Genomic DNA, 15,075 nt, shown 5'->3' with positions numbered 1-15,075 from the left:
CTGCACTGCACATCGCTTGACCTTGTGATGTGCGTATATGAATAATACGTTCACTGGTGAATAAACACCAGCGTCGTCAGGTAGGGAAGAGGCAGTTGCAACGGGTCGCCGGCGCTTCGAGCATTCCACGTGGGCGCGGCGAACACATGTCATTCAACAAACGAGAGATCGATCGCGCCGGGCACTCAGTTGCCGCGATTAGTTGCCGCGATCGATCCAGAAGGAGACACACATGGCGTTCGCATCCGGGCTCTTGAAGGCCCGCCGCTCCACCGCAATTCACCACACGCGCGGCGCCTTCGCCCGCGCCGCCACAACATCGCTTTGCATCGCCGCGGCCTGCGCTGCGGCGTTAGGCGCGTCGAGTGCGGCCAACGCCGCCGAACTCGGCAAGGTCGGCCTCGGTCTGCCGCTCCTGACTTCGCCGTTCTGGCAGTCGTACAACAACTACCTCGGTGCTTACGCGAAGCAGGACGGCATCGACGTTCTCGCGCCCGTGAACTCGAATAACGATCCCGCCCAGCAGATCACGGACATGAACAACATGATCAATCTGGGCGCGAAGGGCATCGTGGTCGGGCCGATCGATTCAGCCGCGATTAGCCGCGCGCTCGGCAATGCCGCCCAGAAAGACGTGAAAGTCGTGGCCGTGGACGTCGCGCCCACGCAGGGCAACGTCGCCATGGTCGTGCGCGCCGACAATCACGCGTACGGCGAGCAGGCCTGCAAATACATTGGCGAGCACGTGAAGTCGGGCAAGGTCGTGCAGATCATGGGCGACCTCGCCTCGGTGAACGGGCGCGACCGTTCGGAAGCGTTCCGCGCGTGCCTGAAGCACTACCCGAATCTGTCGCTGCTCGAAATTCCGGCGGGCTGGAAGGGCGACGTGGCGGCGAGCGCGCTGGACAGCCTGCTCACCGCGAACCCCGATGTGAAGGGCATCTACATGCAGGCGGGCGGCGTGTATCTCTCGCCCACGCTGCAAACGTTGCGCCGCAAGCAATTGCTCTTTCCCGCGGGCGATCCGAAGCACATCGTGATCGTTTCCAACGACGGCATTCCGCAGGAGTTCGAAGCAATCCGCAAGGGTGAGATCGATGCAACGGTTTCGCAGCCCGCCGACCTCTACGCGAAGTACGGTCTCTACTACATCAAGGCCGCGCTGGAGGGCAAGACGTTCAAGCCGGGCAAGACCGATCACGACAGCACCATCATCCAGTTGCAGTCCGGCATTCTCGAAGACCAGTTGCCGGCGCCGCTCGTGACGAAGCAGAACGTCGACGACAAGAACCTGTGGGGCAACACCGTCAAATGAACGATCGAACCAGCGATCGGACCGTAGCGGATACCGCGCCGCCGTGGGGCGGCGCGGTATTTGTGGGCAGCCGCGAGGCGGCTGCGCGGGCACTCGCGCCTGTGGTCGAGGCGAGCGGCGTGACGAAGCGTTATGGCTCCACGGCAGCGCTCGCCGACGTGAGCCTGCGCGTGATGGCGGGCGAGTCGCATGCACTGGTGGGGCGCAACGGCGCAGGCAAGTCCACGCTCGTTTCGATCCTCACCGGACTGCGCAAGCCCGACGAAGGCAGTGTGCGTTTCAACGGCGAGAGCGCGCCCGCGCTCGCCGACCGTGACGCCTGGCGCGAGCGCGTGGCCTGCGTGTATCAGCACTCGACCATCATCCGCGATCTCACGGTCGCGGAAAATCTCTTCATTAATCGCCAGCCGCGGCGGCGCGGCGTGATCGACTGGCCGACCATGCGCCGCGACGCGCGAGCGCTGCTCGACCACTGGCGCATCGACGTGCGCGAGGACGCGCGCGCGGGCGACCTCACGGTCGAAGCGCGCCAGCTCGTGGAGATTGCGCGGGCGCTTTCGTATGGTGCGCGGTTCATCATCCTCGACGAACCGACTGCGCAGCTCGACGGCGAGGAAATCAAGCGCCTCTTCCGGCGGATCGACGAATTGCAGCGCGAAGGCGTGACGTTCCTGTTCATCTCGCACCATTTGCAGGAGGTGTACGAGATTTGCCAGGCAGTCACGGTGCTGCGCGACGCGCGTCATATCGTGAGTGCGAGCGTGGCGCAATTGCCGCGCGAGAAGCTCATTGAAGCCATGACGGGCGAGCGCGGCGGCCTGAACGTCGCCGATGCGGCGGCGCGCGCGGCGCTCCCCGCCAACGCGCCGCTCGCGCTCGAAGTGCGTGGCCTCACGGGCCGCGACTATCACGACGTGTCGTTCACGCTAAGGCGCGGCGAAGTGGTAGGACTCACGGGCGCGACGAGCAGCGGTCGCACGAGCGTGGGCGAGGCGATTGCGGGACTCACGGCGCAGCGCTCGGGCGAGATCCGCGTAAAAGGCGCACCGCTCACGCCCGGCGACGTGCCCGCGGCGCTTGCGAGCGGCATAGGTTGCGTGCCAAAGGACCGTCATCACGAAGGGCTCGTGCTCACGCAGTCGGTGGCCGAGAACGCTTCCATGACGATTGCGGGGCTACTGGGGCGCTTTGGTTTCGCGCCGCCGGCGAAGAAGCAGGCATTCGGCAGGCGCATGATCGAGTCGCTCGGCATTGTTGCGCAAGGTCCGGACCACGTGGTTTCAGGTCTCTCGGGTGGCAACCAGCAAAAAGTGGTGATGGCGCGCGCATTGGCAAGCAGTCCCGACGTTCTCGTGCTGATCGATCCCACGGCGGGCGTGGACGTGAAATCGAAGGAAGCGCTGCTTTCGGTCGTGGACCGCGTGCGCGACGAAGGCAAGGCCGTGCTGGTGGTGTCGAGCGAACTCGACGACTTGCGCACCTGTGACCGCGTGCTCGTGATGTTTCGCGGCGAAGTGGTCACCGAGATGGCGGCCGGATGGCAGGACCACGAACTGATCGCATCGATTGAAGGAGTCGATCTCCATGAAGAATAGTGTTTCGACGCCCGCGTTCGCGACGGCGCAGTCCAATGCGGCCGCGAACGCTCGCCGTGCCCGTCCGCGCATAGAACTGGCGCGCCTGCGCGATTTCGCGCTGCTGCCTGCGCTCGTGTTGTTGCTCGTGATCGGCGGCTTCGTGAGTCCGAGCTTTCTCACGCGCGCCAATCTCATCAGCGTGCTCGGCGCGTCCGCCGCGCTCGCGCTCGTGGTGCTCGCCGAATCGCTTATCGTGCTCACGGGCAAGTTCGATCTTTCGCTCGAATCGACCGTGGGCATCGCACCCGCCGTTGGCGCGATGCTCGTCATGCCGGCCGCGTCGGCGGGCTTCGGCACGCAGTGGCCTGCGTTCGTCGGGCTCGCCGCCATCGTGCTGGTGGGTGCGCTGATCGGCTTCATCAACGGCTTTCTCGTGGTGCGGCTGCGCCTGAACGCGTTCATCGTGACGCTCGCCATGCTGATCGTGCTGCGCGGCATGCTTGTGGGCGCAACGAAAGGCGGCACGCTCTTCGACATGCCTTCGTCGTTCTTCTCGCTCGCCACGACCATCGTGCTCGGCCTGCCGGTTTCCGTGTGGCTCGCCGCCGCTGCGTTCGCGATCGCCGCGTTCATGCTGCGCTATCACCGCGTGGGCCGCGCGCTCTATGCAATCGGCGGCAATCCTGATGCAGCGCGCGCCGCCGGTATCCGCGTGGAGCGCATCACGTGGGGCGTGTTCGTGCTCGGCAGCGTGCTTGCCGCGATTGGCGGCTTGATCGTTACCGGCTACGTGGGCGCGATCAATGCGAATCAGGGCAATGGCATGATTTTCACGGTGTTCGCGGCGGCGGTGATCGGCGGCATTTCGCTCGATGGCGGCAAGGGCACGATGCTGGGCGCACTCTCGGGCGTGCTGCTGCTTGGCGTGGTGCAGAACCTGCTCACGCTCGCGCAGGTCCCGTCGTTCTGGATTCAGGCGATTTACGGGGCGATCATCCTCGGCTCGCTGATGGTGGCGCGGCTTGCGGGCGGCGAGGCACAGAACTAAAGGCGGAGACTCTCTGTGAACAGCAATGCACCCCAAACGGACGCTCGCCTCATTCTGCTTGCCCCTGAGGACAACTGCCTGATTGCGGCGGCGCACTTGACGCAGGGCGAGACCGTTGAGATAGAAGGCGAGCGCGTGACGCTCGCGAAGACGATCGAACTCGGTCACAAGGTGGCGCGCTACGCGCTCGCGAAAGAGGAGAAGGTGCTGCGCTACGGCGCGCGCATCGGCCACGTGAACGGGCCGGTGGCGCGCGGCGAGCATCTGCACACGCATAACCTGGAAAGCGATTATCTGCCGACCTATACGCACGACGCAGGGCACGAGTTTGTGCCGCACAAGTCGTGATCTCATGATGCGGCATGCGCCCGGAGCAGGATTCAAGTTATGAGCCATAGCAACGTCACACCTTCACAAGCCGCCGAACCCATGATCGAAGGCTGGCTGCGCAACGACGGCCGCAAGGGCATTCGCAACGTGGTTGCGGTGGCCTATCTCGTGGAATGCGCGCACCATGTGGCGCACGAAATCGTCGCGCAGTTTCGCGAACCATTCGACGCTTTCGACGATCCAGACAGGCAACATGAGCCGCCTGTGCATCTCATCGGCTTTCCCGGCTGCTACCCGAACAGCTACGCCGAGAAGATGATGAAGCAGCTCACTACGCATCCGAACGTGGGTGCGGTGCTGTTCGTGTCGCTTGGCTGCGAGAGCATGAACAAGCACTATCTCGTGGAGCAGGTTCGCGCGAGCGGTCGTCCGGTAGAAGTCCTGACGATTCAGGAAAAGGGCGGCACGCGCAGCACGATCCAGTACGGCCTTGACTGGGTGCGCGGCGCGCGCGCGCAACTCGCCGCGCAGAAGAAGGTGCCGATGCGTCTGGACGAACTCGTAGTCGGCACGATTTGCGGCGGCTCGGACGGCACGAGTGGCATCACCGCGAACCCGGCAGTGGGTCGCGCCTTCGATCAACTGATTGCGGCGGGGGCGGCCTGTATCTTCGAGGAAACCGGCGAGCTGGTGGGCTGCGAATTCCACATGGAGAGCCGGGCGGCCAGGCCCGAACTCGGCGCGGAGATCGTGGCATGCGTGGCCAAGGCGGCGCGCTATTACTCGATTCTCGGCCACGGGTCGTTCGCCGTTGGCAACGCGGACGGCGGGCTCACCACGCAGGAGGAGAAGTCGCTCGGCGCATACGCGAAAAGCGGCGCCTCGCCGATCGTCGGCATCGTGAAGCCTGGCGACGTGCCGCCCACGGGCGGGCTTTATCTGCTCGACGTGGTGCCCGACGGCGAGCCGCGCTTCGGCTTTCCGAATATCAGCGACAATGCGGAAATCGCGGAGTTGATCGCGTGCGGCGCGCATGTGATCCTGTTCACGACGGGGCGCGGGTCGGTGGTGGGTTCGGCGCTTGCGCCCGTCATCAAGGTGTGCGCGAACCCGCAAACCTACCGCAATCTCGCCGGCGACATGGACGTGGATGCAGGCCGCATTCTGGAAGGCCGCGCAACGCTCGACGAAGTGGGGCGCGAAGTGTTCGAGCGCACGCTGGCGGTAGCGGGCGGCGAGCGCTCGAAGTCGGAAGGGCTCGGGCACCAGGAGTTTATCCTGACGTACAAGACCTTCGAGCCAGTCGGTCCCGCATGTCTGCCCGCCAGTGCGCGCGTGCCGATTGTCGAAGCCGTGAACTAAAACGTGCTTTCAAACCGTTTCGTTGTGGATACAACCATCTCCCGGAGGTGACGAGCCATGGCGCAAGAACAGCATCCCAAGGTGGCGCACACGCGCCGTATCGGACGCACGGCGCTCGAAGTGAGCGCACTGGGTCTAGGCACCGCGCCGCTCGGCGGCCTGTATCGCGACCTGACCGAGGAAGAAGCGCAGGCCACTGTCGACGCCGCGTGGCAAGCCGGCATCCGCTTTTTCGACACCGCGCCGCACTATGGCCACACCAAGGCCGAACACCGGCTGGGCGCGGCGTTGCGGCGCTATTCGCGCAACGAGTACGTGATTTCCACGAAGGTGGGCCGCCACTTCGTGCCGCGCACGCATCCGTACGACGGCAGCGAGGGCTGGCAAGATCCGCTGCCCTTCGAGGCGATCTTCGACTACACGCGCGACGGCATTCTGCGTTCGTTCGAAGACAGCCAGCAGCGGCTCGGCATTCCCGAGATCGACGTCCTGCTCGTGCACGACATCGGCCGCTACACACACGGCGAGCGCAACGAGCACTACTGGCGGCAACTGAGCGACAGCGGCTTCAAGGCGCTCGACGAATTGCGCAAGGCGGGCGCGATCAAGGCGATCGGCTTCGGCGTGAACGAACGCGAAGTGATACTCGAGGCCATGCAGGAATTCGATATCGACTGCGCGCTGCTGGCGGGCCGCTATACGCTGCTCGAACAGGCGCCGCTCGACGATCTGCTGCCGGAGTGCGAGAAGAAGGGTGTGAGCATTCTGCTGGGCGGTGCGTTCAATTCGGGCATTCTCGCGCATGGTCTGCTTGGCGAACTCAAGTTCAACTATGCCGATGCGCCGAAGGACGTGGTCGAACGCGTGGCGCGGCTCGAAACGATTTGCCGGACCTACGACGCGCCGCTCGCGGCCGCGGCGCTGCAGTTTCCCTATGCGCATCCGGCCGTGGCGACCGTGCTCAACGGCGCGCGCAGCCCCCAGGAAGTGCGCGAGAACGTGGCGTCGTTCGAAACGAAATTGCCCCGCGAGTTGTGGCTCGCGCTGCGCGACAAGGGGCTTCTCGATCCGCGCGCACCGCTTCCGCAGGCTTGAGCCATGGCCACGATCGAACGGATCGACGCCCATCAGCACTATTGGGACCCCGCGCGCGGCGATTACGGCTGGCTCACGCCGTCGATGACCGCGCTCTATCGCGCGTTCGGCCCCGCCGATCTCGCGCCGCTGCGCGCGTCGTGCGGCGTGTCGCGCACGGTGGTCGTGCAGGCCGCGCCCACCGTCGAGGAAACGCGCTGGCTGCTCGATCTCGCGCGCAACGAGCCCTCGATTGCGGGCGTGGTGGGCTGGGTGCCGCTCGACGACCCGCACGTAGGCACGCTGATCGCCGAGCTTGCGCGTGAGCCGAAGCTGCGCGGCGTGCGGCCGATGCTTCAGGACCTCCCGGATGACGACTGGATCGCAACCGCCGATACCGCGCGCGGCATACAAGCGCTCATCGCGCACGATCTCGCCTTCGACGCGCTCGTTTTCACGCGCCACGCGCCCGCGCTCGCCACGTTCCTCGCGCGGCATCCGGATTTGCGGGTGGTGATCGATCACGGCGCGAAACCGCCCATCGCGGCTGGCGGCGCGAGCGGATTCGCAGCGTGGTCGCAGGCCATCACGCGCTTCGCGCGGTTCCCGCAAGTGCATTGCAAGCTCTCGGGGCTCGCGACCGAAGCCGCGCCAGGCTGGGACAACGCCACGTTGGCGCCCTGGGTCGCGCATCTGTTCGCGTCGTTCGGTCCGCAACGCCTCATGTGGGGCAGCGACTGGCCGGTGCTGAACCTCAATGGCGACTACGAACGCTGGCACGCCTGCGCGCAACAGCTCACTAAAACGCTTTCGGCGGACGAGCGCGCCGCCCTGTTTGGCAGCAACGCCGCGGCTTTCTATCGGCTGAAGACCGACCTTACGACCAACCTTGAGGCCGGTCCAGCCGGTTAGACAACGTCCGCCGAACGCCACGAGGCGCGCCTGCGTCGCCATAATGGCCGTTTGCGTCATCCCGACTTCTTTCCGCGATTTCATCGCTCGATCGCGGCATGGGGCGCTTCCTGCAATGTCGGGTATCGCCGTGCCGCGCATCCAACCGGAGTGGCAGATGGTACAAAGACTGGCCGGCAAGACGGCCTTGATCACCGCAGCGGGCCAGGGCATCGGCTACGCGGCCGCCGAATTGTTCGCACGCGAAGGCGCGCGCGTGATCGCCACGGACCTGCGCATCGACGCGCTTTCGGCGCTACCGGTCGAGGCTCGCAAGCTCGACGTGCTCGACGGCGCAGCCATCACGGCGCTCGCGCAGGAACTGGGCGCGATCGACGTCCTGTTCAACTGCGCGGGTTTCGTGCACGCGGGCTCGATACTGGAAGCAAGCGAAGAAGATTGGGACTTCGCGTTCGATCTGAACGCGAAGGCGATGTACCGGACCATCCGCGCTTTCCTGCCGGGCATGCTGGCGAAGGGCGCAGGATCGATTATTAACATGTCGTCGGCGGCGTCGAGCGTAAAGGGTGTGCCCAACCGCTTTGTGTACGGCGCCTCGAAGGCTGCCGTGATAGGGTTGACGAAGGCCGTGGCTGCGGACTTCGTGACGCGCGGCATCCGCTGCAACGCGATCTGCCCGGGCACGGTGTCGTCGCCGTCGCTCGAGGAGCGCATCGCCACGCAAGCGGCGGCGCAGGGCACGAGCGTCGAAGCGGCGCGCGCCGCGTTCGTCTCGCGCCAGCCGATGGGGCGCGTGGGCAAGCCCGAGGAAATCGCCGCGCTCGCACTCTACCTCGCCTCCGACGAATCGGGGTTCACGACCGGCCAGGCGCATGTGATCGATGGCGGATGGTCTAACTAGTTAGCTCCAAAATTCTCCCAGGCGATGCTGACCGACAGCAACGCACAGACACACGAGGAACACAGACGATGAAACTGCTTCGCTATGGCCCGAAGGGCCACGAAAAACCGGGCCTGCTCGACGCCGAAGGCCGCATTCGCGCGCTCTCGGGCAACGTGGCCGACATTGCGGGCGACGTGCTCTCCGACGCCGGCCTCGCGCAACTGCGCACGATCGACCCGGAAACGCTGCCGCTGGTCGAAGGCAATCCGCGTATCGGGCCCTGCGTGGGCCATATCGGCAAGATGGTGTGCATCGGCCTGAACTATGCCGACCACGCGGCCGAATCGGGCATGCCGGTGCCGAGCGAGCCGGTCGTCTTCAACAAGTGGACGAGCGCCATCGTCGGCCCGAACGACGACATCGAGATCCCGCGCGGCTCGAAGAAGACCGACTGGGAAGTGGAGCTGGGCGTGGTGATCGGCAAGCACGCGAAGAACGTGAGCGAGGCGGATGCGCTCAACTACGTCGCGGGCTACTGCGTGATCAACGACGTGTCCGAGCGCGAATGGCAGATCGAGCGCGGCGGCCAGTGGGACAAGGGCAAGGGCTTCGACACCTTTGGCCCGACCGGCCCGTGGCTCGTCACGCGCGACGAAGTGGCCGATCCGCAGAACCTCTCGATGTGGCTCGAGGTGGACGGCCATCGCTACCAGAACGGCAGCACGCGCACCATGATCTTCTCGGTCGCGAAGCTCGTTTCGTACCTCTCGGAGTGCATGAGCCTGCAGCCGGGCGACGTGATCTCCACCGGCACGCCGCCGGGCGTGGGCATGGGCGTGAAGCCGAACCCCGTGTTCCTGAAGGCGGGGCAGACCGTGCGTCTGGGCATCGAGGGCCTCGGCGAACAGCAGCAGAAAACGCGCGCGGCTGAGTAAGCGCCGCTGAAGCACGAAAAAGCGCGCGAGGGGAGGCGGGGCAGACCCGCTTCCCCTCGCGCGTTTCGTTTTGCGGAGCAGGCCCTGGTTCGTCTAACCTTTCTCTTCCGGCCCACCGCCTTCCGGCAGCCGGTTCACCGTCCCCTGCGCGAGCGCCACGAGCTTTTCGTCGCCGTTTTCCATCACGTAGACGCTGCACTGGCAGGTGGCCTGGTACCGCCCCGCGTGCACCACGCGCGCGCGCGCCATCAGCGTGCCCTTGAGTGCCGGGCGCAGATAGTTGATCTTGTATTCCCCCGTCACCACCCGCGGCCCGAGCGCCAGCGCCCCCGCGAAGGTCAGCGCGTTGTCGGCGAGATAGCTGATCACCCCGCCATGCACGAAGCCGTGTTGCTGCTTGAGCTCGTCGCGTACCGGCAACCGCAGGGTCAGCTCGTCGGCTCCCACGTGCGTCAGTTCGGTTCCGAGCAGCACGCTGAACGGTTGGGCATGCAAAGCGCCGCGTGCGCGATCCACAAGATCTGTCATCGTGGCATTCCCTGGGTCTATCCCCGTGTGGTTTCCTAACCACTCTAGGAAGCATCGGCGTCGAGTCAAGGTGAATCGAATCGAGGCGGCATTTTATTGTTGCGAAAAATGCTGGGAATGATCGTGCAACCATTGCTGAAATGATTCGTTGCGCATTTTGGGCCGTTTTTTCACGGTTTGGGGCTCAAAAATGGCCTTTGCGTGGCCGTAAACGCAGTGCGGGCCCGGGCGATCACATGCTCGCGCCTCACTCATTCACTGCCATCCCAGGTGTCCCCGATGTTCAGCAAGATCAAGGTCGCATCCGGCCTGTTGTGTGTCCTCGTCGCGTTCTGTGTACTGCAGCTCGTGACGGCAGGACTTGGTTACTGGTCGCTCACGCGCACGCACGACGACGTGGCCGACCTCTCGAAAGTGGCGTTGCGGCAGGCAAGCGCCGCCAACGTCATCACCCAGCAGTTGATGGACGCCCGTATCAATCTCTCGCGCGCGGGCACGCGCATGGTCCGTGGCGGCACGGTGCCGACCGACATGGTCAATCACGCGCGCGACCAGCTGGCCGCCGCCGACACCACGTTCGCAGCGCTCATGGCCGTACCGCCGATCAACGACGACGACCGCGCGCGCGTCGCCGCGCTCGGCGAGCGCTTCCAGGTCTACCGCAAGGCGCTCGGCGAGCTGATCGATGACCTCAACGGCAACAATCTGCAAGCCTTCCTCGACCAGCCTACGCAGTCTTACCAGGATGCCTATCTCGCAGAGCTGCACTCCTTTGTGCAGTTCAGCTCCGCGGCGAGCCGCGCATCGCTCGACTCGATCGACTCGCGCCTCGCGCTCTTCCAGGGCGTGGGCATCTTCATCGTGCTGCTGCTGGTCGCACTGGCGAGCGGCGTGCACTTCGCGTTGCGGCGCGGCGTGGTGGAGCCGCTCGAGGAAGCGGGCCGCCATTTCGACCGTATCGCGCGCGGGCGCCTCGACGAGCGCATCGCCGCGCGCGGCGAAAACGAGATCGGCCGGCTGTTCCAGGGTCTTGCGCTGATGCAGGCCAGCCTCGCGCGCACGGTCCACACCGTGCGGGAAACGGCGGGTTCCATCAACGTGGGCGCGGACGAGATCGCCACCGGCAACGCCGATCTTTCGGCGCGCACCGAATCGCAGGCGGCGTCGCTGGAGGAAACGGCGGCGAGCATGGAGGAATTGACGGGCACCGTGCGCAACACGGCCGAAAACGCGCGCGAGGCGAACGCGCTGGCGGAGGCCGCGCTCGACGCGACCGCGCGCGGCGGCGCCGTGGTGGGCGAGGTGGTCGAGCGCATGCGCGGCATTGCGCAAAGCTCGGACAAGATCGCGGAGATCATTGGCGTGATCGACGGCATCGCGTTCCAGACCAACATTCTCGCGCTCAACGCGGCTGTGGAAGCGGCGCGCGCGGGCGAGCAGGGCCGCGGCTTCGCGGTCGTGGCGGGCGAGGTGCGCGGGCTCGCGCAGCGCAGCGCGCAGTCGGCCAAGGAGATCAAGACGCTGATCAGCGAGTCGGTTTCGCAGATTCGCGGCGGCTCGGAGCTGGTTGAGCGCGCGGGCGAGTCGATGCGCGAGGTGTCGAACTCGATCTCGCGGGCCACGCAGATGATGGCGGGTATCAGCGCCTCGTCGCTCGAGCAGAGCACGGGCATCGATCAGGTGAATCAGGCCGTCTCGCAGATGGACCAGATGACCCAGCAGAACGCGGCGCTCGTGGGGAGGCCGCGGCTGCCGCGGCTTCGCTGCATCAGCAGACGCGCCAGCTTTCCGAGGCCGTGGCGGCGTTCGAGATTTCGCCGGCCGTGCTGGCGGCCTGAGCAGCCTGAGCCGCTTTAGCCGCTCGAGCGCCTCGGCGGCGGGCCTGCGCCCGCCCGCCTTGGTGTTTCGCGCTGTGACGTATCGGGCGTCTCAGATGCCCATGCCCTGATAAGCGGTCAAGAGGTGATACGGCGTCGTGGACGGCATGTCCGCGCGCGCCACGTCGCCGTTTGCGCTGCGGCATTCCACCCAGCCCTGCGGCGTGAGAAAGCGCGGTGCGAAGCGCGCGACTTGCGGCGCGAGCGCGGCGCGCACCTCGGCGTCGCCGTGTGTGGCGAGCGCGCGCAAGTATTCCGTTTGCGCCCAGATCCGCTGCGTGGCATCGATTACACGGCCGTGCTCGTCGAGCGCGGCCGCCACGGCTCCCGTTTCCGGGTCCACGCCGTGCTTCTGCGCAAAGGCGAAGGCGCGCGCAAGCGCCTCGTCCAGACCCGACGCACCCAGCCGCGCGCCCGCACGCGTTGCCAGCCAGAACCACTCGAACTGATGTCCGGGCTCGAGACGGTTGTCCGCCGCGCCGAGCGGCAATTCGGCGATGCAGCCCGTCGGCTCGTGCAGGAAACCGCGCGCGAGCGCTTCGACGAGCTTCGTGATGGCGGTGTCGAAGGCGCTGTCGCCGGTCGCTTCGCTCGCGACGAGCCAGGCTTCGGTGAGGTGCATGAGCGGATTCTGCAGCGGAGCGCCGGTCACGCTCGCAAAGGAAGCGTCGAGCGCCGCGTTCAGCAGCCCGTCGTGGGCGGCGAAGCGATCGACGATCAGCGAGGACGTTTCGCGCGCGACGCCGAGCGCTTCGTTCACGCCGAAGCGCTGGCCGTAGGCCGCGGTTGCGAAGACCACGAAGGCGTGCGTGTAGAGGTCCTTGGTGGTGTCGAGCGGCGCGCCGGCGGCGTCGACGCTGTAGAACCATCCGCCGTGTTTCGGGTCCTGAAAAGTGTGGCGCAGCGTTTCGAAGAGCGTTTGCGCGTGCGCGGCGTCGCCGGCCTGCGAGAAGACGAACAGCTGGCGGGCGCACGCCATCGCGCGGTAGCGCGTGACGGGCAGGGGCTTCGCGCCGGCCGCATCGATCGCCTCGTAGGGCAGGCGCAGGTCGGCGTTGAAGCCCGGGCCGCGCCACATCGGCAGGACGATGCGGTCGAAATGCTCGCGCAGGCTGGCTGCGCTCGTAGGTGTGTTCATGGCGAAAAGGTGCGGGGGACCGCGTCACTTCAAATGAGCAATGCCGGCGATTGTACGCATTCGCAAATTGCGCGGGAGATTCCCGCCTGCCGCGGGGCGACCGCGCCCACGACAACAAGACCAGGAGGGTGATAACAATGATCGGAAACTGGGAACTCATTTCGCGGCTGGTCCTGGCCGCCCTGCTCGGCAGCGTGATCGGCTTCGAGCGCGAGCGGCTTTCGTGGGCGGCGGGCCTGCGCACCCATATGCTCGTGTGCGTGGGTTCGGCGCTCATCATGCTCGTCTCGGCCTACGGTTTCGCCGATGTGCTCAAGGAAGACCACGTCGTGCTCGATCCTTCCCGGATGGCGGCGCAGGTCGTCTCGGGCATCGGCTTTCTCGGCGCAGGCTCGATCCTGTTGCGCGGCGAGATCGTGCGCGGCCTCACGACGGCGGCGAGCCTCTGGTCGGTCGCGGCCGTGGGGCTCGCGGTGGGCGGCGGGCTCTATACAGGCGCGATTGCGGCGACCGTCATCATTCTCATCATCCTCGCGGGCATCAAGCCGCTCGAGCGGCGCTTCATCACGTTCCGGCAGCGCCGCCAGCTCACGCTGCTCGTGAGCCGCGGCGCCCTCACGTTTCACTCGCTGCACGACGCGCTCGGCACGTCGAGCCCGCGCGTGAAGCAGTTCGTCGTGCAGCAGAGCGACGACTCGCCCGAGCTGGACGAAGTGATGATCACGCTCGCCCGCGTGTCGTCGATGGAGTACGAGGCGATTTGCGCGACGCTGCGGCGCTTGCCCGACGTGAAGGAGTTTCGCGAGGACGGCGTGCAGAGTTGACCTGCGTGGGTTGTCCGGTCGATGCCTGGTGGGTAAGTGGGGGAAGAGCATCTGGCCACGCGTTCTGGCATGCGACAATGGGCGTTCGAACCAGAACACGAGGACGTCGCCAAACGGCCGTGAACGGCCGGCGCGCGACGCGAACCGCATCGCTGACCCATGGCTGATTACGCAGATACCGCATCCTTGAGCTCTTCGCATCCTGAACGCACCGCACCGTGGCAACCGCGCGCCACATCGGCGCCGTCCAACGTTACTGAATCCCCTGTTGCTTCCGAATTCGATGGTCCGCAAGCGCTCGACGGCGAGAGTCTCGCCGCGGTCGCGCAAGCGGATGCTCCCGTGCGCCAGGGCACGTTGAGCGGCTTCGAAAACCCGGAGCCCGCCCAGGCGGCGGCAGCGTCCGGCGATGAGGCCAGCGTGGCGAGCCCCGTTGCGGGGGCAACGACCGCGCGCCGCGCGCCGCGGGCGAAGCGTGCCGCTGCTCCGGCCGGAGCCGGGGCTGGGATCGATCCGGTGGCGCCGGGCTTTGGTGAAGCGCAGGGCCCGGCTGCTGCGGCCTTCGTCGCCGAACCGTCGTTTGCCATCGACAACGCAGAACGCGTCGAACCCGCTGGGTTCGCGCCCGAAGCCGCTCAAGCGGCCGCCGAGCCAAACGCGCTGGCGCAGCGCCTCGACGCGCTTCAGGGCGCGCTCGCCGAGCAGCGCCATATGGCCGCCGCGTCGTCGCGGCAACTCAAGTGGGTGCTCACTGCTGCCTCGGTGGCGGTGCTGGCATCGGTGGGTTTCGGCGTCGCGCAGTCGGTGCGGCTCGACAGTCTCGCGAACGAGTCTCGCGCAAACGAAGCGCGCCTCGAGCAGTTCATCCTGAAGCAGCAGTCCTCGGTCGACGACCTGTCGCAGCGCGTTGCCGCGCAAACTGCCGCGGTCACTGCCGCAACGGCGGCGGCTGCTGTTGCCGCGGATACCCCGGCGGCCCCCGCACGAGCGGTGGTCAAGGCGCAGCCCGCCAAGGCTGCACCCACGCCCGCGCGCCGTGCCGCGGCGCATTCCACGCGTGCGGCGCACGCCAAAACCGCCCAGAAAGCCACTCGCTGAACGGCTTCGTCGCGCGATCCCGCCCCTGTATCCGAAATATCGATGCGTTGTTTTGCTGCAACGCATCGATTGCGCGCGACCCCGTGCGACGGTGCGTCGCAGTTTTTTTGCTGCGTTGCACTAGCGTTGTCCTAGGGAAAACCCTATAATCGATTCTGTCTTAGGGAAAACCCT

At 66.2% G+C, this 15,075-nt stretch carries 13 protein-coding genes and 1 pseudogene; 12 read left to right on the top strand and 2 right to left on the bottom strand.

Annotated features, from left to right (window positions below; all coding sequences use genetic code 11):
- The first annotated feature begins 232 nt into the window (after positions 1 to 232).
- From U5A57_RS25285 to U5A57_RS25245, 9 genes are all read left to right on the top strand, one after another.
- On the top strand, positions 233 to 1,315 hold the full coding sequence (locus tag U5A57_RS25285; protein WP_321914361.1) for a sugar ABC transporter substrate-binding protein: 1,083 nt from the start codon (positions 233 to 235) through the stop codon (positions 1,313 to 1,315).
- Positions 1,312 to 2,910, top strand: a complete 1,599-nt coding sequence (locus U5A57_RS25280; protein WP_321914360.1) for a sugar ABC transporter ATP-binding protein — start codon at positions 1,312 to 1,314, stop codon at positions 2,908 to 2,910. Before U5A57_RS25285 ends, U5A57_RS25280 begins: the two co-directional genes overlap by 4 nt.
- Positions 2,900 to 3,940 carry an ABC transporter permease gene (locus U5A57_RS25275; RefSeq protein WP_321914359.1) on the top strand — a complete coding sequence of 347 codons (1,041 nt, stop codon included), beginning with the start codon at positions 2,900 to 2,902 and terminating at the stop codon, positions 3,938 to 3,940. The genes U5A57_RS25280 and U5A57_RS25275 overlap by 11 nt, the downstream gene beginning before the upstream one ends.
- A 15-nt stretch (positions 3,941 to 3,955) precedes the next feature.
- Entirely contained in the window at positions 3,956 to 4,288 is a 333-nt protein-coding gene (locus U5A57_RS25270) for a UxaA family hydrolase (protein WP_321914358.1), read from the top strand.
- Between the two features lie 39 nt (positions 4,289 to 4,327).
- Positions 4,328 to 5,632 carry a UxaA family hydrolase gene (locus tag U5A57_RS25265; RefSeq protein ID WP_321914357.1) on the top strand — a complete coding sequence of 435 codons (1,305 nt, stop codon included), beginning with the start codon at positions 4,328 to 4,330 and terminating at the stop codon, positions 5,630 to 5,632.
- A gap of 57 nt (positions 5,633 to 5,689) precedes the next feature.
- Complete coding sequence (locus U5A57_RS25260) at positions 5,690 to 6,727, top strand: aldo/keto reductase (protein WP_321914356.1); 1,038 nt, start codon at positions 5,690 to 5,692, stop codon at positions 6,725 to 6,727.
- A 3-nt stretch (positions 6,728 to 6,730) separates the two neighbouring features.
- A complete protein-coding gene (locus U5A57_RS25255) occupies positions 6,731 to 7,618 on the top strand; it encodes an amidohydrolase family protein (RefSeq protein WP_321914355.1) in 888 nt (295 codons plus the stop codon).
- Between the two features lie 157 nt (positions 7,619 to 7,775).
- The gene (locus U5A57_RS25250) at positions 7,776 to 8,519 is read left to right on the top strand and encodes an SDR family oxidoreductase (protein ID WP_321914354.1); all 744 of its coding nucleotides are present in this window, start codon (positions 7,776 to 7,778) and stop codon (positions 8,517 to 8,519) included.
- A 68-nt stretch (positions 8,520 to 8,587) separates the two neighbouring features.
- Complete coding sequence (locus U5A57_RS25245) at positions 8,588 to 9,436, top strand: ureidoglycolate lyase (protein WP_321914353.1); 849 nt, start codon at positions 8,588 to 8,590, stop codon at positions 9,434 to 9,436.
- A 93-nt stretch (positions 9,437 to 9,529) separates the two neighbouring features.
- Here U5A57_RS25245 and U5A57_RS25240 read toward each other — a convergent pair whose 3' ends face one another.
- A complete protein-coding gene (locus tag U5A57_RS25240) occupies positions 9,530 to 9,964 on the bottom strand; it encodes a PaaI family thioesterase (protein WP_321914352.1) in 435 nt (144 codons plus the stop codon).
- 279 nt (positions 9,965 to 10,243) lie between these two features.
- Here U5A57_RS25240 and U5A57_RS25235 point away from each other — a divergent pair.
- Positions 10,244 to 11,802 (top strand): annotated as a pseudogene (locus U5A57_RS25235) (methyl-accepting chemotaxis protein).
- Positions 11,803 to 11,893: 91 nt separating this feature from the next.
- Here U5A57_RS25235 and U5A57_RS25230 read toward each other — a convergent pair.
- The gene (locus U5A57_RS25230) at positions 11,894 to 12,979 is read right to left on the bottom strand and encodes an AGE family epimerase/isomerase (protein WP_321914351.1); all 1,086 of its coding nucleotides are present in this window, start codon (positions 12,977 to 12,979) and stop codon (positions 11,894 to 11,896) included.
- 137 nt (positions 12,980 to 13,116) lie between these two features.
- On the opposite strand from U5A57_RS25230, the gene U5A57_RS25225 reads away from it, so the two are divergent.
- Together U5A57_RS25225 and U5A57_RS25220 are read left to right on the top strand one after the other, a co-directional pair.
- Entirely contained in the window at positions 13,117 to 13,803 is a 687-nt protein-coding gene (locus tag U5A57_RS25225; protein ID WP_321914349.1) for an MgtC/SapB family protein, read from the top strand.
- A gap of 186 nt (positions 13,804 to 13,989) precedes the next feature.
- Positions 13,990 to 14,901 (top strand): hypothetical protein, encoded by a 912-nt coding sequence (locus U5A57_RS25220; protein WP_321914348.1) that lies wholly within the window; start codon positions 13,990 to 13,992, stop codon positions 14,899 to 14,901.
- Positions 14,902 to 15,075: the final 174 nt, after the last annotated feature.

The organism is Paraburkholderia sp. J11-2 (genome assembly GCF_905220185.1).
In the GTDB taxonomy this organism is placed as follows: Bacteria; Pseudomonadota; Gammaproteobacteria; order Burkholderiales; family Burkholderiaceae; genus Paraburkholderia.
This window is presented reverse-complemented; position numbering and strand designations above follow the sequence as displayed.